The organism is Psychrobacter sp. 1U1 (assembly GCF_051847535.1).
Taxonomy (GTDB): Bacteria; Pseudomonadota; Gammaproteobacteria; order Pseudomonadales; family Moraxellaceae; genus Psychrobacter; species Psychrobacter saeujeotis.
Genome location: NZ_JBPYDD010000005.1, coordinates 243335 through 263155, shown reverse-complemented (window position 1 = coordinate 263155; position 19821 = coordinate 243335). Strand labels below are relative to the sequence as shown.

15 protein-coding genes and 1 riboswitch are annotated in these 19821 nt (G+C 42.5%); of the genes, 6 read left to right on the top strand and 9 right to left on the bottom strand.

Translation table 11 applies throughout. From position 1 onward, the window contains the following. Positions 1–68 precede the first annotated feature (68 nt). The 3 genes from ACS8FB_RS09660 to ACS8FB_RS09650 form a co-directional block, all read right to left on the bottom strand. Entirely contained in the window at positions 69–590 is a 522-nt protein-coding gene (locus ACS8FB_RS09660) for a hypothetical protein (protein ID WP_439262487.1), read from the bottom strand. 157 nt (positions 591–747) lie between these two features. Further along, entirely contained in the window at positions 748–1005 is a 258-nt protein-coding gene (locus ACS8FB_RS09655) for a YheV family putative zinc ribbon protein (protein ID WP_439262485.1), read from the bottom strand. Further along, positions 1005–3221, bottom strand: a complete 2217-nt coding sequence (locus ACS8FB_RS09650; protein WP_439262483.1) for a M3 family metallopeptidase — start codon at positions 3219–3221, stop codon at positions 1005–1007. Before ACS8FB_RS09650 ends, ACS8FB_RS09655 begins: the two co-directional genes overlap by 1 nt. A gap of 551 nt (positions 3222–3772) precedes the next feature. Here ACS8FB_RS09650 and ACS8FB_RS09645 point away from each other — a divergent pair. The 3 genes from ACS8FB_RS09645 (at position 3773) to ACS8FB_RS09635 (ending at position 7892) form a co-directional block, all read left to right on the top strand. Beyond that, complete coding sequence (locus ACS8FB_RS09645; RefSeq protein WP_439262481.1) at positions 3773–4885, top strand: AOC03_06830 family ribosome hibernation factor; 1113 nt, start codon at positions 3773–3775, stop codon at positions 4883–4885. Between the two features lie 255 nt (positions 4886–5140). Continuing rightward, the gene (locus tag ACS8FB_RS09640) at positions 5141–5896 is read left to right on the top strand and encodes an endonuclease/exonuclease/phosphatase family protein (protein WP_439262622.1); all 756 of its coding nucleotides are present in this window, start codon (positions 5141–5143) and stop codon (positions 5894–5896) included. A gap of 70 nt (positions 5897–5966) precedes the next feature. Further along, a complete protein-coding gene (locus tag ACS8FB_RS09635; RefSeq protein ID WP_439262479.1) occupies positions 5967–7892 on the top strand; it encodes an EcsC family protein in 1926 nt (641 codons plus the stop codon). 12 nt (positions 7893–7904) lie between these two features. On the opposite strand, the gene ACS8FB_RS09630 is transcribed toward ACS8FB_RS09635, so the two are convergent. The 3 genes from ACS8FB_RS09630 to ACS8FB_RS09620 are packed head-to-tail and all read right to left on the bottom strand — an operon-like array spanning position 7905 to position 11365. Next, positions 7905–8522, bottom strand: coding sequence for an alpha-ketoglutarate-dependent dioxygenase AlkB family protein (locus ACS8FB_RS09630; protein WP_439262477.1), 618 nt, complete (start codon positions 8520–8522; stop codon positions 7905–7907). A gap of 8 nt (positions 8523–8530) precedes the next feature. After that, entirely contained in the window at positions 8531–9421 is an 891-nt protein-coding gene (locus ACS8FB_RS09625; RefSeq protein WP_439262475.1) for an alpha/beta fold hydrolase, read from the bottom strand. A gap of 36 nt (positions 9422–9457) precedes the next feature. Continuing rightward, the gene (locus ACS8FB_RS09620; RefSeq protein ID WP_439262621.1) at positions 9458–11365 is read right to left on the bottom strand and encodes an ABC transporter ATP-binding protein; all 1908 of its coding nucleotides are present in this window, start codon (positions 11363–11365) and stop codon (positions 9458–9460) included. A gap of 336 nt (positions 11366–11701) precedes the next feature. On the opposite strand from ACS8FB_RS09620, the gene ACS8FB_RS09615 reads away from it, so the two are divergent. Both ACS8FB_RS09615 and ACS8FB_RS09610 read left to right on the top strand, forming a co-directional pair. Next, complete coding sequence (locus ACS8FB_RS09615) at positions 11702–12592, top strand: EamA/RhaT family transporter (protein WP_439262473.1); 891 nt, start codon at positions 11702–11704, stop codon at positions 12590–12592. Between the two features lie 322 nt (positions 12593–12914). Beyond that, the gene (locus tag ACS8FB_RS09610) at positions 12915–13805 is read left to right on the top strand and encodes a fructose bisphosphate aldolase (protein ID WP_439262471.1); all 891 of its coding nucleotides are present in this window, start codon (positions 12915–12917) and stop codon (positions 13803–13805) included. An 87-nt stretch (positions 13806–13892) separates the two neighbouring features. On the opposite strand, the gene thiC is transcribed toward ACS8FB_RS09610, so the two are convergent. The 3 genes from thiC to argH all read right to left on the bottom strand — a co-directional run bounded on the left by thiC (position 13893) and on the right by argH (position 18216). Then, positions 13893–15878 carry a phosphomethylpyrimidine synthase ThiC gene (gene thiC, locus ACS8FB_RS09605; RefSeq protein ID WP_439262470.1) on the bottom strand — a complete coding sequence of 662 codons (1986 nt, stop codon included), beginning with the start codon at positions 15876–15878 and terminating at the stop codon, positions 13893–13895. Positions 15879–16110: 232 nt separating this feature from the next. Further along, a riboswitch (TPP riboswitch) is annotated at positions 16111–16227 on the bottom strand. Positions 16228–16317: 90 nt separating this feature from the next. Further along, complete coding sequence (locus ACS8FB_RS09600; protein ID WP_439262469.1) at positions 16318–16608, bottom strand: oxidative damage protection protein; 291 nt, start codon at positions 16606–16608, stop codon at positions 16318–16320. Positions 16609–16842: 234 nt separating this feature from the next. Then, entirely contained in the window at positions 16843–18216 is a 1374-nt protein-coding gene (gene argH, locus ACS8FB_RS09595) for an argininosuccinate lyase (protein ID WP_439262619.1), read from the bottom strand. 227 nt (positions 18217–18443) lie between these two features. On the opposite strand from argH, the gene ACS8FB_RS09590 reads away from it, so the two are divergent. Continuing rightward, positions 18444–19490: a sensor histidine kinase gene (locus ACS8FB_RS09590; RefSeq protein WP_439262467.1), complete on the top strand. Its 1047-nt coding sequence runs from the start codon at positions 18444–18446 to the stop codon at positions 19488–19490. Positions 19491–19821: the final 331 nt, after the last annotated feature.

Genomic DNA, 19821 nt, shown 5'->3' with positions numbered 1-19821 from the left:
ATTGTCTAATGATAAGCAGTATATATTGACGTACGGTTAGCCACTTATAATTTTAATAGTTTTTTTTATTATTCAGCCGTTTGTGCAGCTTCTAGCTGTGCGACTTGCTGTTCAAGCAGTTTAATTTGCTCAGCTTTCATGTCGGTTAATTTTTTATTCATTTGTACTTGTTCAGCCGCCAATTTTTCTTGGTCTATTAAGCGTTGATGCTCATCTTCTAAACGATCAACTTCTTCTTTGGCTAAACTATCGGTCTCTGGCAATGAGGCGTTTAAAATAGTTTCAGAATCAGATGCTTGCGTCTCAATTGGCACAGCCTTTTTATCAGATAAAGGCACGTTGTTATTCATCGTATCTACTGGGTCTGCTAGATCGCTGTCTGCATTGTCTGACAATGTCTCAGCTTGAGAAGATACAGTTTTTGTTGTTGTCTCTTTTATAGGGGTCGATGTATTCGATAGTGGACGTGACCATACAAAATAGGCAATAACAACAGCGAGTAATAATAAGACGATTATTAAGAGTTTCTTTGAACGAACGCCAGTAGTAGATGTTTTAGAGAGAGTAGGTGACGATTTTTTAGAAGTCATACTAGGGCCAGTGCATATCGATAACAGTGTTTTCATACTATAGCAAACTAAAAAACAAAAGCCTATCAATAGATAGGCTAGTGGTAAGTACAATTGTCAGGTATGAGCCCAAATATTTAAAAATTTGCGATAACCATTAAGTCTTAAGACGCTAAGCCTAGTTTTTAAACTTGACTGTGCCGCTGGTCCCTGTGACGGTTGCATCACGGATCAGCTGATCCTCAAGATGATTTTTAGCGCTAATCTCATCAGAGTCAGGGCGATGCTCACTATGCCCACACAGAGTACATTCAATATATTCGTCAAGTATTGGCGTCACGACGTTTATCTGCACTACTGCATCCAACGCCTGACACTTGGGGCAACGCACCCCTGCTAAAAATTGTCTTTTTGGACGGCTTGATTGATAGCGCATTAGCCTACCTCGCGTGTAGTTTGAGCGTTTGCCGCAGTATTAATACCTCTATCGTCAAAGCCATTGTGGCGCAATAACGCATCGATACTGGCACTACGACCACGGAAATTCTCAAAGTTGGTTTTTGCCGGCAAGCTGCCGCCCACAGATAAGATGGTCTCACGGAAGGCTTTACCAGTGATTGGGTTAAAGATACCGTCTTCTTCAAACTTACTAAAGGCATCAGCAGATAATAGCTCAGCCCATTTATAAGAGTAATAGCCGGCTGCATAACCGCCAGCAAAGATATGACTAAAGCCGTTGGCAAAGCGGTTGTAGTTAGGCGTTTCCATAATGGCAATGTCATTGCGAACGTCATCAAGGGTTGCAAGAATACCTACATAATCAAGCGCTGGGGTATGTGCATGAATCAGTAAATCAAACAATGCAAACTCAATTTGACGCAAGGTCTGCATACCACTTTGGAAATTTTTGGCGGCCAACAAAGCATCTAGCTTGTCTTTTGGTAATGGCTCACCAGTCTCGACATGACTGCTAATAAGTGCAATGCCATCGCTCTCCCATGCCCAGTTTTCCATAAACTGGCTGGGCAGCTCGACCGCATCCCACTCAACTCCATTCACGCCCGCGACATCACCAACCGTTACTTGCGTCAACAAATGATGTAGACCATGGCCAAACTCATGGAACAAGGTCAATACTTCATCATGAGTGAGCAGACTTGGTTTACCATCTAGCGCTGGGGTAAAGTTGCCGACCATAAAGCAAACTGGTAGCTGCTGATATGCTTGCTCATCATTACTGTAGCGCGATTGAAAACCACTCATCCAGGCCCCGCCGCGCTTACCACTACGCGCAAATAAATCAAAGTAAAAGCCGCCAAGTAAGTTGTTATCGGCATCGAATAATTGATAAAAGCGTACGTCATCATGCCAGCGCGAAACTGCGTTGCTGTCAGCTTTAGTAGAATCATTCGCACTATTTTGTTCTTGTACTTTGATGCCGTATAAGCGCTCAACGATAGCAAAGAGACCATCAATAACTTTCGGTAAGGGGAAGTACGGACGAATCTCTTCTTGCGATAAACTAAATTTATTTTGTTTTACCTTTTCAGCAATATAGGCGCTATCCCATGGTTGTAGCTTAGCGATGTCATAGTCACGGGCACATTCTTGCAGCTGGGCCAAGTCTTGCTCAGCGGTAGGCTTAGCCTTGGTAGCCAAATTCCGTAAAAAAGTTTCAACTTCTGCAACGCTTTCCGCCATCTTAGTCGATAAAGAAACTTCAGCATAGTTATCAAAGCCTAGTAGCTGAGCTTTTTGTTCACGCAGTTGTAGAATTTGGCTCATGATATCAGCGTTATTTAGTGACTCGCCTTTAGCATTGGTATGAGTGTCATATTCAGAGGCTCGAGTCACATAAGCGCGATACAAAGTCTCACGCAGTTCGCGATTGTCCGCATGGGTCATGACTGCAAGATATACGGGAATATTCAAAGTCGCGACATAGTAGGGTGTTGGTAACGCATCAATATCAGCTTGCGTGAGCGTACCGCTGGCAAGTTCACGGGCTTTGTGCTGCTCACCGGCATCTGCAAGTAAAGCCAAGCCATTTTCCGTTAAGCCTGCTAATTGCTCTTGTTGTAAAGGCAATGCAAAGGCTTGGGTGGCATCCAAAATATGGTCAGAAAAAGTTGCCGATAAGGTAGATAATTTACTTTGAATGTCAGCAAACTCATCTTGCTTGTCTTTAGGTAGCGCCACACCCGATAACTCAAAGCTTTGCAGAGCAAGTGCAATAGCGCGTGCACGAGCAGGATCAAGCGTTGCAAAAAACTCTTTATCGTTAGCGATGGCCTGATAACGGCTAAATAATGGTTGATGTTGACCAACGCGAGTACCGTAGGCGGAGAGTTTAGGTAATAGCTCATGATGAATATGACGAATCTTGTCGTTACTCATCACACTATTAAGGTGCGATAAAACGCCCCAGCTCCGATCCAATGCTAAGTTGATATGGTCAAACATCATGACATCAGTCAATGCTTGTTTAGCACTTATATCGTTAGAGTCTTTATCTGTAGATGCTGCAATGTTATCTAAAAAGTCATTACCTTGTTGAATCGCATCCGTGACTTTTACCTGTAAGTCGACAGGGTCGGTTGCATCAAAGTCAACAAGGTGTAGATTTGGGTCGATCGTAGTTGTAGTAGTCATAGAAGTATCCAAGAGCAATAAAGGTCAAGTCAGTAAAGAAAACGTGCGTTAATATTTAATGGTTTGGGTTTTCATGCGCATATTTAGTAGAGCAACTGACAGGCTACTTAAATGATGGGTCTATTTTGCTTAGAATACAAGTTCACTGTGAAAGGTAATAAGTAAATACTCTGTATTAGCGATTCTATTATGTGCTGATAGAGAGTATTAGGAGTTGTAATATTAAATTTTTCTTACTTATGCTTACAAAGCGCTATCATTTGCTTGCAAACTAACCCTATAGCTCATCATATTAACTTGATAGCATCATAGTAGTTCCAATATAAAAATTATGGTCTTATGTACGGGTTATCGTTTATGCCGCACATGAGACGTATTAAACAAGGTTTTACCGATTAAAAACTATAAAACGATTATGAATATTAGGTAACTGTAATACGCTAATGAGACTGAGCTAAATCAGACAGCTATATAAACTAAGCAAAGTAATTTGACCTATATAAACAGTTTATTGGTTGGAATTTATAACAACAACATAAGGAAAAGTATTTATGAAAGCGACCCTTAAGAGTTTACGTGAAACAAAAGCTGATCCTGCAGTAAGTATATTTGTAAAGACCCACCGTGAGCATCCAGGAAATGAACAAGATCCTATTGCGTTAAAGAATCAACTAAAAGTAGTCGAGGAGCGCTTGACCAATGAGTACGACAAGCAAACAGCGACCACTATTTTAGAAAATATTCATGCCAAAACTGACGAGCTCAATCATAACTATAACCTTGATACGTTAGCGATTTTTGCCAGTACTGACGATGTGCAAATTATCCGTATGCCACTTGATACCAAAGAGCGCGTTGTAATATCAGATCGTTTTGCAACTCGTGACCTTGTCCGCGATATGGCAAGCGCTGTACATTACTATACGGTGGTCCTCACACGCGATGTGGCTCGTTTAATTGAAGCTTCTAATGATCGCGTTATCAAAGAATTCGATAATGATTCTGATCGCCAGAATAATATGGAAAACATCCCGTTTCCTATAGAAAATAATGGTTTGTATACTACTGGTGATGCAGGCTCTGACCGCTCAGCTAACAAAGAAGATAACTATTTAAAAGAGTTCTTTAATCAAGTTGATAAAAGTGTACAAGAGCTATGGGGCGAACACAAAATGCCACTGGTTGTGGTCGGTGATGCACGTAATATCAGCTACTATAATGACGTCTGTGATCGTCCAGATAATATTATTGCCAAAGTCTCGAACGTTACCAATTTAGAAGATGGCAGTGCTCAGCATATTATCGATGGTGTCCAAGAAGCGGTAGAGGGCTATCGTACATCGTTGCACGAAGCCGCGCTTGGTGAGATTGACAAAGCACGCGGTGCAGAGATGTTGCGTACCGATTTACAAGAAGTCTATCGCGGCGCCTTCCAAGGAGCAGGCGAGACACTTTATGTACGTCGCGGCTATATGCAGTCAGCCAAGATCGATGAAAAGGCTCAGACCCTTATGTTAGCAGATGATGCTGCTGCAAATGACGTAACAGATGACGCAGTTGGTGAGATTATAGAACATGTCATGCATAATGGTGGTGAAGTGGTATTTATGCCGCAAGACATCATGAGCGAAGATCAGCCAATTGCTTTGGTTACACGCTACTGATTTTATACGGCCAATTGACTGAGTAGTGATAATTTATTATTAGTAAACAAGAGCATTGGTTCGATCAGAGCCAATGCTCTTTTATGTTTACAACCATTAAAACGTGTTGTGCATTCACAAATAACCTTTATCCGTTAAGTACTTAATACGCTTCAATGCGATAACGATAAAGCTAAAACTATCGTCAATGTTGTTATAGTATAGATAACGCCTATAATTACTTATAACAATTATGCTATGAATACTGAATTTATGATGAATAAAAACTCTTTTGTTGTGACCAGCTATAATATCCATAAAGGTATGTCGCCACTTAATCGCCGAGTCAAAATGCAAGGAATTGCTCAAGCGCTTGAAGAGGTAGGGTCTGATGTCTTATGTTTACAAGAGGTGCAAGGTCAACACTTAAGGCGCAACATGCACTATAACGAATACCCTGATCAATCTCAGCACGAATGGTTTGGTGAGTATCTGCAGCTGCAAAATAGCTATGGCAAAAACTCAGAATACGAGGACGGCCATCATGGAAATGCAGTACTGAGTCGATTCCCCTTGGACCCTAAACATAACGTCAATATCACTGTAAATAAGCTAGAGCAACGCGGGGTGTTGCATTGTGAAGTACAGCCAGCTGGCTGGAAAAAACCTGTAGTGGTGCTATGTGCTCATCTCAATTTGTTCGAGCGCGACCGTATCAAACAATATCAGGCAATTAGCGATTACGTGCGTAATGAGATTGCCTCAGATCAACCGCTTATTTTGGCAGGCGACTTTAATGACTGGAAAAAACTCTCCTGTGACACACTCGCTAGTGACCTTGGGATGACTGAGGCCTTTAAACACTGTCATGGCAAGCTACTACCGACCTTCCCAGCGAAGCTACCGGTGCTCAGTTTAGATCGTATTTATGTTCGCAATCTTTCTATAAAAAGTGCTTGGGTGCATAATGGCAAACCATGGTCTAAGCTTTCAGATCATCTACCTATCAGTGCTGAACTGGCTCTGATATAGTGTGGGTTTTCAATCTATATATTAATGAGACAAACAACCATAACTACATAAAATATAAGGATATATAATTATGTCTACCGTTTCTAATGATTCGTTACCAACCACTCAACATGCCGCCCTTATTCGTGAGTTTGGCGAGCCTGAGGTCATGCACTACCAAGATGGTGTCGCTATTCCTGACTTGAAAGATGACCAAGTGTTGGTCAAAGTAGCGTATGCAGGTATTAATCCTGTCGACTATAAAACTCGTCAAGGCAAAGGTTGGGGTGCGGAAAATATCCGTAACGATAAATTTAATCACGACAAACCTGCTATTTTAGGTTTTGATGTGGCTGGCGTTGTGGCCAAAAGTAATAACGATCGATTCATAGTCGGTGAACAAGTGGCGGCATTGACCTTTGATGGTGGCTGTTATGCTGAGTACGTTGCAGTTGATGCTAATCTGCTTGCCAAAGTCCCAGAATCAGTAACGCTAGAGCAAGCAGGAGCACTGCCTTGTATCGGACAAACAGCGCTACAATTTGTTAAGTTTGCTGATATCAAAAAAGGCGAGCATGTCGTCATCAATGCCCCAGCAGGCGGTGTTGGTCATCTACTTATTCAGTTATTGATGGAAAAGGTCAATCAAGATGACATTAAAGTCACTGTTATCTGCTCACCAGAAAAATATAGCAAGCTTGATACTCTCGTAGATAAGAGCAAGCTTGCAGGCTGGATTGACTATACTAAAGAAGATGCATTCCCTAATTTGCAAGCCGATGTGCTACTGGACTTAGTCGGTGATGATGCTGGCGTACGCGCGCTTGATGTGCTTAAATCTGGCGGACGCGTCAATGTATTACCTACTATTTGGGTCGATAAACTTAAAGAGGCGGGTAGCCAGGACAACCTAAATGTGGCAGGTTTTAAGGCTCAGCGTAGTGGAGAGGTTATGGGTCAGGTCTTACAGAAAGTAGGAGATGGAAAGTTGAAGTTACAAATTCAGCAGACTTATCCGCTATCTGAAGTCGTTGCCGCGCACAGTGAGCTACAAAAAGGCGATACCTTTGGTAAAATTGTCTTAAAAGTTTCTGATGACGAAGAGACAAGTACTAACGAAACAGCTACTACTGATAATAAAACAATCGCTGATGAAAAAGCGAGTCAAGGTAGTGCTACTAATACCAGTACTACCGATAATAAAGCCTACGAAGATCAAGTTCGTCAAGAAATAGAAGCTTGGAGGAATCCTGATAAAAGCTTACTAGATAAAGCCTTTGCTACCTTAAGTATGCCTATCGATAAAGCTGGGGAGACGCTTATGGCGGCACCGCAATTCGGTGAAACCCTAAAAAAAGCTACTGAAAAGATGATAATCACGTTAAGTGATACTGCAAATTGGACATTAGATGTGCAAGATACTATTGAAGCTTATCAGAATGAAGCAGATATCGATGGCTCAGCGGTCAAAAAGCTCAAAGACATTGAAAACCTACCTATTGCCATCGTTGATAAGCGGGTTAAACTTTTTAAAAGTAAATATGTGGCGCTAACTAGTGCTCAGGGAGTAGCAACAGGCATAACAGGTTGGGCAGGTATTCCTGCAGATATAATAGGTCTTATCATCGCTAATCTGCGTGCTATTGGTGAATATGCGACTTACTACGGTTTTGACATGAGTGACAAAAATGAGCAGTTATTTGCTATGTCATTATTGGCGGTAGCCACCTCTGCTTCTGCTGAGGAGCGCAAAGCGGCGCTTGATGATACTTTTAGCACGGTAAAAGACCCAGAAGTTCTGGCCTTTAATAAAGTTAACGAAAAAGTAGCTTCACGAGTCTTGCGGCAAACGGCAACTAAGGTGGCGACTAATATGGTCAAGACCAAGGCTGCGCAAGTCATTCCAGCAGTAGGGGCTATGGTAGCAGGTGGGGTTAACGCCAGCTACACATCAAACGTATGTGAAGCTGCTTATCAGTGCTATCGCGAACGTTTTTTAAACCGTAAAGAGATATAGAGTTTAGAACCATCAAGCGGTCAGCATACGTCGAAAGGTCAAACTAATACGACCTTCATTTGCCTTAGTTGTTTTGGTGATACTGTGTTTCCAGAACGTTTGGGTATCACCATGCATTACGATAAGCTGGCCTGACTCAAGATAAAGCTCGACTTTATCGTGAGTTTTTTTATGCTTTAAGACAAATTTGCGCGTGGCACCCAGTGATAAAGACGCGATAACTGGCTGCACACCCAGCTCTTTTTCATCGTCTGCATGATAGCCCATACCCTCAGCACCTGATGGGTAATAGTTAAGCAAGCAGGAATTGAAATCAGCTTCAATTCCTGTCTTTGCCAGCTGTTTTTCGATGCAGTGTTTCACATGAAACACGGAATTTGACCATGGTACACTTTGGCGCGTATGTCCTGAATAGTGATAGCTGGTATTGTTATTACCCATCCAAACAATCTGACGCGCAGTGACATGAGTTTTACCAAACAAAGTCACGACGTCCGAATGCCAAGGAAGCTCAGCTAAGAGAATGTCGTAGAGGTTATTGGGATTATCAATAATAACCCCTAAATCGTTTACTTTGCCATCATAAGGCAATAGGTTATCAGTAGGCATGGGCGCAAAAAGATCAGTCATCGTTTGGTTTATCTTTCGCCTTTATAATGCTCATTTATGATCTGCGCACATAGTTCAGGCGCTTCCATCGGTAACAAATGCCCATAATCAGACAGCGATATCAAGCTGTCATCAGGTACAAATTTCTGCCATTGCTTACGGACTTTATGATTGATAAATAGAGTCGGCTTGCCTGTGACCAGTGTATAAGGACAACGCAGTTTTTTAAGGGCACTATCAATATGCGGCGTACCAAAATAGTTGGCAAGTTCTTGTTCTGGATCGAAGATTAAAGAGTAGCTGCCGTCAGTATTGGCAACGAGGCTTTGCTCAGCGAACACTAGTAAATGCTCATCATTGATACGTCTGTAGGCACGTTGTTTGCGCAGATGCTCGTAGTAGTCATTGATACTTGACCATTGGGTTTGCTTGGTCAAGGTGCTTTTAAACGGTTCACGGCTGAGCATAAAAGCACGTGGCAATAGGTTATATAACGCTGTTTGTTTTTTGGTAAAGGTGACCGGCTCAATAAGATACAACTGCGAGAATAGATCAGGACGCTCAGCGGCTGCCATCGCCGTTGCAGTCGCTCCTTGTGAGTGCCCAATACCAATAATGGGCTTATCTTGAGTCTTATCTAAAAACTCGATAAGCATATCGGCATCTTGCTCACGAGTTAGGCATTGAGCTTTGGGCTTATCATACCAATAGCCACGCAGCGCCAGAGAGGTGAGATCAAAGTTATCTGCAAGATCATTCAGTAGCGGAGAGTAGGTACCAACCGTAAAGCTGTTGCCACCATAAAAATGGGCAGGTGGACGTTTTTGGGTCGTAGTATTTATCGATCTATTAAGTTGATGCAGGTCATAATAACGTGCTTGTTTGCCGCTGATATCGATACTATTTGTAAATGCTTCCATGTTAAGGCTTCCTCCTTTATTGTTTTTGAATGAAGATCAATTGTCTTCACCCAAAAAACCACCGCTTTGACGCTGCCACAAACCAGCATAAACACCTTTTAATGCCAATAATTCATCATGGCTACCTTGTTCGATAATCTGCCCCTTATCCATAACGACCAATCTATCTAGGGCGGCAATCGTTGATAAACGATGCGCGATCGCAATAACGGTTTTACCAGTCATAATGTCATTTAAGCTTTCGGTAATGGCAAATTCAATCTCAGAATCAAGCGCACTGGTTGCCTCATCTAAAAGCAGAATAGGAGCATTTTTTAACATGACACGAGAAATGGCAATACGCTGACGCTGACCACCAGAGAGTTTGACACCGCGCTCACCGACCTGGGTATCAAGACCGGTGTTGCCTTTGTCATCATATAAGTCTTTGATAAAGTCCCAAGCTTGGGCTTGCTTGGTCGCAAAAATAATCTCTTCATCAGTGGCATCAGGGCGACCGTAAGCGATGTTTTCACGAACAGTACGATGCAGGAGTGAGGTATCCTGAGTGACCATGCCAATCTGCTGACGCAATGACTCTTGCGTGACCTCGTCAATCGCTTGACCATCGATGTAGATTTTACCGCTATCGACATCAAAAAAGCGTAAGAGTAAATTAACCAAGGTTGACTTACCAGCACCTGAGCGTCCCACCAAACCAATCTTCTCACCGGGTTTGATATCTAAATAAAAGCTATCAAGTAGTTTGATTGGCGCAGATGTCAGAGTAGGGCTGGTAGCATCAGATTCACCAACCACTGTATTTACAGCATTCTCATCTTCATAACTAAAGTCAACGTTGTCAAATACAATCTGTCCATCAGTAACCTGTAGAGTAGAAGCATTCGGTACATCAATGATGGTTTGAGGCGCTGATAAAGTCCGCATGCCATCTTGTACAGTACCAATACTCTCAAACAAGGTAGCCGTCTGCCACATAATCCAGCGAGTGAGACCATTAAGGCGTAGCGCCATAGCAGTCGCTGCGGCAATAGCGCCCACACCTACTGCGCCTTGCTGCCATAAATATAATCCTATCCCAGCAGTACTGCTTACTAAGATCACGCTAATTAGATGCGTTGATACTTCAAGATAGCTGACCCAGCGCATTTGAGCATGTACCGTTCCCAAAAACTGCCCCATCGCATTTTTGGCATAACCCAACTCACGGCGCGAGTGACTAAACAGCTTGACCGTCATAATATTGGCATAGGCATCAGTAATACGCCCAACCATCAAAGCGCGAGCATCCGCTTGCACAATAGCAGTGCGTTTTAACCGTGGAATGAAAAACCAAATGGTGAGGCCCACTAAGACAAACCAGATGATAAAAGGGGTTAGTAATAAGCTGTCAAGATTGAATAAGATAATACCAGAAGTAATAAAGTATACTGTCACGTAGGTAAACATGTCAGTAACAGTCATGACAGTATCGCGTACTGCCAGTGCCGTTTGCATCACTTTTGCTGAAACTCGGCCAGAGAATTCATCCTGATAAAACTGCATAGACTGACCTAGCATGCGCTGATGAAAACGCCAGCGCATTTGCATGGGAAATACACCTTGCAGAGTCTGAAAATGTATAAAAGATGACAAGGCAATCCATAACGGACTTAATATCATCACTGCAAGCATAAGGAGTAATAGATCGCCTTTTTCTGCCCATAGGTTTTGCGGGGTATAAACACCAAGCCAATCGACTATGTTACCAATCCATGCAAACAGCATAGCCTCATAAACACCGATACCAGCAGACAGAATCATAAAGAGCAGCAGCCACCCACGTAGACCTTTAGTGCATGCCCACAAAAACTTTAACAGTCCATCAGTCGGTGATGGCAGCGGCATAGGCGTATCAGGAAAGGCAGAAAGACGATTTTCAAAAAAACGGAATAGAGCATTCATAGGCAATGACGATACGCCAAGATAAGTGGTATTAGACACTATCTTGGACAATTACTTGTGTTGTTAGGATTGTGCGCTATTTTAGCAAAACTTCGCAATCACCCCTGCATGCTAATTGTAATTTGAACGCGGCAGGTCGTATTTAATATCAGGTGTTAAAAACTACTATAAATAAATTGCTGTACAAAAGGTATTTTGTTACCTTTTATTGTTTCGCGTTATTCAGTAACTTCATTTATCGAAGACTGAAGTATGTAAAGATAACTGTGCCAAATTTTTAGTACTAGTATACGAATGAAAAATACGCAAAATTGCGACTTAACAAGGTAGAAGTCAATGATGTATTTAACGATTGCGGTGCTTTGTAGTGTCGCTGTTTCGGTGCTACTCAAAGTATTACGACAAAAAAATATAGATATACGTCAGACGATCGTCGCCGGTTATCCAGTTGCTTTTTTGCTTACTTGGCTATTATTGAAGCCAGAAGTGAGTGGTATTAGTAAACTTGGCAGTGCATGGGGCATCGTTGTTGCGCTTGGAGTGCTACTGCCTGCCGTATTCGTGATTCTTGGACGTGCCATTGAAGCCGTCGGAATAGTGGCAACCGATGCGGCTCAGCGCTTATCATTGATTATTCCTATTGTTGCCGCGTTTCTATTATTTGGGGAGGTGTTGACTGGCACTCGTATATTCGGGCTGGCTTTAGGGTTTTTAGCACTTGGCGCACTGATTTATCGCCCAAAACAAACCGGCAACTCTCATGTAAGTAGCAACAATAAAACGGGTAAGCGGTCTAATAATCCTTCTACACTACGAACACCGTTATGGCTATTTGGCGTGTGGGCAGGCTATGGCGTTATTGATATTTTATTCAAGCAAGTTGCTAAACAAGGAGCCGCATTCCCGCTGACTTTATTTATCAGTTTTGGTCTGGCAGGGATATTGTTATTTATGTATTTGCTCGTTACTCGCGTGCGCTGGCAAGGGAACGCACTTAGCGCAGGACTTTTACTGGGCGCGCTTAATATGGGTAATATTTATGCTTACGTACGTGCGCATCAAATGTTGTCTGAATCACCAAGCATCGTATTTACTGGTATGAATGTTGGAGTCATTGCAGTGGCGACTATCATTGGGGTAGGCGTGTTCAAAGAGTCACTCAATCGTATCAATATGCTAGGTTTGTTATTAGCAGTAAGCTGCGTCGCCATCCTATTCTTAGCTTAAAGAAATTACATTTGTATATTAAATTATACAACCAAAAATAAAAAACCAGCTAATAATTTTTACGATGACAGAATTTTGTAGGTAAACAGTAGGTTAAGTTTGTATATTCTTATTTCAATATATATAATAAAAAATAATGTCGTCATATATAAGTCCAACAACTGTTCTTAAAATACGTTGATTCTTAACGTATCGAATATAGGCACATCTTATGTCCTATGCTAAGGTAGACTATAGTTAAATCATACTCAACTTATCGTATAACGCATCATTTACTACAGTAAAATTTGACCCTTATCAACGTTTAGAGGATATATAATTAATGGAATATCAAAAGCAACTTCAACGAATAAAAGAAGGTTCAGGATTCATCGCGGCGCTTGATCAAAGCGGTGGTAGTACTCCTAAGGCTCTTGAAAACTATGGCGTCACTGGTGATGCGTATGACAACGACGAGGCTATGTTTGACCTTGTGCATGAAATGCGTGCTCGAATCATGACCTGTGACTGCTTTGATAATGAGCGGGTACTTGGGGCAATTTTATTCGAAGATACAATGGATCGTGAAGTTAACGGTAAGCCAACAGCTAACTATCTATGGGAAGACAAAAATATCGTACCGTTTTTAAAGGTCGATAAAGGCTTGGCAGAACAAATGAGCGGTGTACAAGTGATGCGTCCGATTCCTAATTTGGAGGCGTTATTAGATAAAGCCCAAAACTATCCAGTCTTTGGTACCAAAATGCGTTCAGTTATTTATGAGCCAAGTGCTGATGGTATTGAACTGGTTGTCCAGCAGCAGTTTGATGTTGCAAAGCAAATTATTTCTAAAGGCTTTATGCCAATTGTTGAGCCAGAAGTAAATATCGATAGTGCTAATAAGCATGATTGCGAGTTACTATTGAAAGCTGATATCTTGCGTAATCTTGAGCGTTTAAACGATGATCACCAAGTGATGCTCAAACTGACATTGCCAGAGGTAGAAGGTTTTTATCAAGAGCTAATCGATCATCCAAAAGTGTTAAGAGTCGTTGCCTTGTCTGGTGGTTATAGCCGTAGCGACGCTTGTGAAAAGCTTAAGAAAAATCCAGGTATGATTGCCAGTTTTTCACGTGCCTTTACTGAAGGACTGAGTAAGCAGCAAAGCGATAAAGAGTTTGCCGATACCATTAATGCCTCTATTGACGAGATTTATAAAGCGTCGAAAGTGTAACCAAGACTCTTACTAAGATACTCGCGATCAAAAAAAGCGCTACTGATTAGTAGCGCTTTTTTATGGGACAAAAGTTAATTCTGACTATCATATTTCTTTATACAGCTGGCGACCCTCACTATGATATTTTTCAGTCATTTCCGCCATGCCTTGCTCAATCTCAGCCGCGCTCATAGCGTCTGCGCCTAGATTTTCTTTAGCATCCAAACCCTTAGCATACTCGCGCACGTTTTGAGTGATTTTCATTGAGCAAAACTTCGGTCCACACATCGAGCAAAAGTGGGCGGATTTGTGCGCGTCTTTAGGCAGCGTTTCATCATGATATTCACGGGCGGTATCAGGGTCAAGCGCTAGATTAAATTGATCATCCCAGCGGAACTCAAAACGCGCTTTGGACAAGGCATTATCACGTGCTTGTGCACCTGGATGCCCTTTGGCCAGATCAGCAGCGTGAGCAGCAATTTTATAAGTGATGATACCGTCTTTAACGTCTTTTTTATTGGGCAGACCGAGATGTTCTTTGGGCGTGACATAACAAAGCATGGCGGTACCAAACCAGCCAATCATCGCAGCACCAATGGCACTAGTGATATGGTCATAACCGGGAGCAATATCAGTCGTTAACGGTCCTAACGTATAAAAAGGCGCATCGGCACATAGCTCAAGCTGCAAGTCCATATTTTCTTTAATACGGTTCATCGCTACATGTCCAGGACCTTCAATCATTACTTGTACATCGTGCTGCCATGCCACTTGCGTTAGCTCACCAAGGGTCCGCAATTCACCGAACTGCGCCGCATCATTAGCATCTTGCAGACAGCCGGGACGCAGACCATCGCCTAAGCTAAAGGCAACATCATACTGCTTCATAATCTCGCAAATATCTTCAAAATGGGTGTATAAAAAGCTCTCCTTATGATGGGCAAGACACCACTGCGCCATGATAGAGCCCCCGCGTGAGACGATACCTGTCAAACGATTGGCAGTCAGTGGCACATAACGCAGCAGCACGCCTGCGTGGATGGTAAAGTAATCAACACCTTGTTCGGCTTGCTCAATGAGCGTATCGCGGAATATCTCCCATGTTAGGTCTTCTGCCACACCGTCTACTTTTTCTAGTGCTTGATAAATCGGCACCGTACCGATGGGTACAGGCGAGTTACGAATCAGCCACTCACGGGTCTCATGAATATGGTTACCAGTCGACAAATCCATTATGGTGTCTGCACCCCAGCGCGTTGCCCATGTCATTTTTGAGACTTCTTCATCAATAGAGGATCCAAGCGCTGAATTACCGATATTGGCGTTAATCTTGACCAAAAAGTTACGTCCGATAATCATCGGCTCAGATTCAGGGTGATTGATGTTGTTAGGAATAATCGCACGACCTGCCGCGACCTCACTACGCACAAACTCAGGTGTGATAATTTTTGGCGTATTGGCACCGAAGCTTTCACCATCATGTTGGCGCATATCGGTCAGTTCATGCTGCTTTTGCGTCTCGCGAATGGCGATATACTCCATCTCAGGGGTGATGATACCGCGACGCGCGTAATGCATCTGGGTGACATTACCTGATTTGCCATCAATATTTTTAGCACGGCGCGGCTTATCGATATGGGCGAAACGCAAATTTGCCGTGGTGATATCGCGTGCGCGCGCTTGGCCGTATGAGCTAGATAGACCGCTTAATTGTTCGGTATCACCTCGTTCGTCTATCCAGCCCTCGCGCAGTTTTGGCAAGCCTCGGGTTAGGTCAATTTGGGCATCGGGGTCGGTATAGACGCCTGAGGTATCATAGACATAAAAGGGCGGGTTTTGCTCCCAGTCAGACTCATCAACACCCTGAATAGGGGTGGGGTCAAGCGTAATCTCGCGCATGGGCACTTGGATATCGGGTCTTGAGCCTTCGATGTAGACTTTTTTGGAGGCAGGGAGGATACGGTGTAGATCGCGCGCGTCTTCTTCAAAACGAACATCTTTTTGGTTGCGATGCGCAGGCGTTTTTAACGCGTCGGCTTTTTTATTAGAGGCGTTTTGCTGGGTTTTGGGGGGTACGGTTGAGGTTGTCATATGCTGTCCTAGCGTGTTGGTTTTTGAACAAAAGCAACACCGCCAGTAGCTGCGGGGATAGCATTACTTATTCCTATAATGTTGATCTTATAAAAACTATCTACTACTAAACCTAGATAAAGATAGTTTTAAAAATCAGTGAACGCAACTTAATATTGACCGTCATACTAAAATTGAACAAGTAAGAACAATGACAGTAATAAAAAGGCATTTCTGCGCGCCCTTTAGGTATAACTAAAGCTTAAGACTTCCCTGCGTCGGTACTAACCGCATCAGGTTCGGCGGGTGATCTCTCAGCGAATGTACAAAGGCAGTTAGCCTTTCATACACCGCACCCCGAGTCTGTCAGTGTTGTAAATCAACTTTATATTAGCAAAGTTTTATAGAAAATTATAGCTATTTACCAAGCTTGCCGATATTAGTTTTATTGGTTTGAGTTTTAAGTCTCTGGTGTCCAGCCTTGTGCACGCTCATAATCTTCATTGTCTAAAAATTTCTCACGTTGCTCAGTTAAAAACTTTTTAGCTTGTGGGTCTATCATACTTAGGTGGTTCTCATTAATCAGCATCGTCTGCTGCTCAAGCCACTCTTGCCATGCTTTGTCAGAGACCGTTTCTTGTAGCTCTTGACCTTTTTTATTAGGAAAAGGCGGATGCGGCATTTTTGGCAGTTCTTGCTGATATTTACGGCAAAAAACGGTATTGGCTTGCGGATTAAAACTCTCAGTCACAGGGCGCTCCTTATTCAGTAAGTTATTTATTTATTAAGTCGAATATTAATATCTATCTATGATAGCGGTCTTAGACCGTTTAGCCAAGGGTATCAAGTGTATAGAAGGTAACAGTCAACCCGCTTAATATAAATGTTGGCAATGGTATGACAACTAAAAACACTCGCCCTAACTTATGCGTATTAGAAGTGAGTGTTAAATATACAAAGTTAAAGCGGTTTTTAGATTAGGCGTTTAAGCAAACGCTTTTAAGCGCGCACGACCATTAATGACCGCTTGCTTAACTTGATTGGGTGCAGTGCCGCCTAAATGGTCACGAGCTGCCAATGAACCTTCTAAGGTTAAGAAATCAAAGACATCATCACCTATTGCATCACTAAACTGCTGTAACTGCGTCAGCGACAAATCACTTAAATCAACGCCTTCTTTAATACCTAGTGCAACGGCATTGCCAACGACTTCGTGCGCATCACGGAATGCTACACCGCGGCGCACCAGATAGTCTGCTAGGTCAGTTGCAGTGGCATAGCCTTTCATAGTGGCAGCGCGCATATTTTCTTTATTCGGGGTAATGTTCGGTAGCATATCGGCAAAGGCAAGGAGCGAGCCGGTCAAGGTATCGACACAGTCAAATAGTGGCTCTTTGTCCTCTTGATTGTCTTTATTATAGGCAAGTGGCTGGTTCTTCATCAGACTAAGTAGCGTCATCAATTGTCCATAAACACGTGCTGTTTTACCGCGTACCAATTCTGGTACATCAGGATTTTTCTTTTGCGGCATAATAGATGAACCAGTACAGAAACGATCCGGTATCTGCACAAAGTTAAACTGCGCTGACATCCATAAGATAATCTCTTCGCTCATACGTGACAGATGCATCATTAAAATAGAAGCGTTTGCGGTAAACTCAATCGCAAAATCACGGTCTGACACTGCATCTAATGAGTTTTGACAAATACCTTCAAAACCTAGCAGCTCAGCGGTAATAGTACGATCAATTGGGAAGGTGGTACCAGCAAGAGCAGCACTACCAAGTGGCATCTGGTTGATACGGCGGCGCGTATCGACAAGACGTTCCGTATCGCGGTAGAGCATCTCAAACCACGCCAGCACATGATGACCGAAGCTTACTGGCTGTGCAGTTTGCAAATGAGTAAAGCCTGGCATGATCGTATCAGTATGTTGTTCAGCTAGGCTAAGTAGGCCACTTTGCAAACGTACTAACAGCGCGATAATATTGTCAGTCTCTTCGCGTAGCCATAAGCGTATATCGGTTGCAACCTGGTCATTACGGCTACGTCCTGTATGTAGTTTTTTGCCGACCGCTCCAACGATATTCGTCAAGCGTGATTCAACATTCATGTGTACGTCTTCGAGCGTGATTGACCAGTTAAACGTTCCTGCTTCAATTTCGCGTAAGACCTGCTGTAGACCTTCAATGATGGTTGCAACTTCATCAGCTGTCAAAATGTCACATTTTTTGAGCATGGTTGCATGAGCAATCGAGCCTTCGATATCATGACGTGCAAAGCGCTGATCAAAACCGACTGACGCTGTGAATGCTGCAACGAAGCTATCAGTCGCTTCACTAAAGCGCCCACCCCACATTTGTTGTCCTGGTGCGCTGTTTTCAGGTTGGCTACTTGGCATATGGTTGTCCTGATAAGAGGCATCTGTGTTAGAATCAGCAGAGGCACGTGAATTATTATCTTGCTTGGGATTACTAAAATTTGAAGAATTGGCGTTCATATTGGTCTAAGACAAGTCAGGAAAATAAGAGCTCAAGTATAGCAAAGGATGAGGTTGCCTTACTAGCTGAGCGCTTAGAGTTTTTTATGCCCAAGCTCATAGAGATGATGAAGCCTTGGCAATGGATGCTCTACATCTTTTTTTGGGCGTTATTTGTGACGTCGATTGACCGTCATGATCTAGCCACTTGGCCTCAGTTTTTCGTTAAATTCCTAAGTAGAATTGTTCAATATACTTTGAGTATTATCCCATCTTTATATCTTATAGATTACCTACGACCCATCTTTAAACGCGACAATCCTATCAATGTCAGTATGAAAATACTGCTCTTGTTTGCGATTACATCTGCTGTGTCTGCAACTCTAGTTATGCTGGTCAAGATTAATACAGGCTGGTTAGTTTATGAGCGCAAAGCGTTTGTTTTAGATGTATTATTCAATATCGTAATCACGGTTGGCTTCACTTTGGTGTTTATGTTGTACTTTATCAGACGTTATCGTGAGCTGATTGCCCTAAAACAGTCATTTGAGCATAAACTGACTGCTCAAAACGATTTAATAAAAGCCCGTATTGCCCCGCACTTTTTTTTCAATACCGTCAACAGTCTAGTATCTCTTATTGAATCCAACCCTCCAAAGGCCGCTGATCTTCTGCAACATGTATCAGCTCTATTTCGTGCCACTTTTGACGGTGCGCGTGAGATTAGCTTTGAAGAAGAAGTGGCACTTTGCGAGCACTATTTAGCCATCGAATCGAGTCGTTTGGGCGATAAGCTGGTCGTCAATTGGAACCTTCCTGACGACGACGTCATGTATGATATGGTAATTACGGCGTTAACTTTGCAAAGTGTGCTTGAAAAAATGCTGCTCAATGTCGTTGAAATGACGACTGAAACGATCTTTATTGATATCACAATAGAGTGGCACCAGCACCGAGTTACTATTACCGTTACTGTCCAATTGCCCAGTAAAACCTTGATGATTGTCCACGACCTACGTCGACATGTAAATTTTTATATTCAAGCTGAGCGTCTTCGTGCTTATTTTGATCAAAGTGCTGACATACAAAGTGATGTCACCAACGAGCAAATAGTGACTGTTATTAACTACCCTTTATATGATGTGAGTATTTAGTGGGCGCCTGACCAAGCAAAAAGATATCTGAACCAGTCTCTATTACATGATATAAATCGACCACCTTTCTACCTTTTATTTAAATACTACTACCGTTAGTATAAACATGGCATATTTATTGCTCTTTATCTTATATGACCTGACTTTGAAAAATAAATCAGTAAAAGATATTTTGACTCGTCAATTATCTGATAACGAAGAATTTTAGGTTCAAGGCTGCGTAAGCACTACGTCACCTTGCCTGTGCGAATAACATATAAATGACAAACGCTCTCTAAAAATCATGCAAATTTTATCGCCTGAGTAGAGTATGATAAAGGTCAGTTCTCAG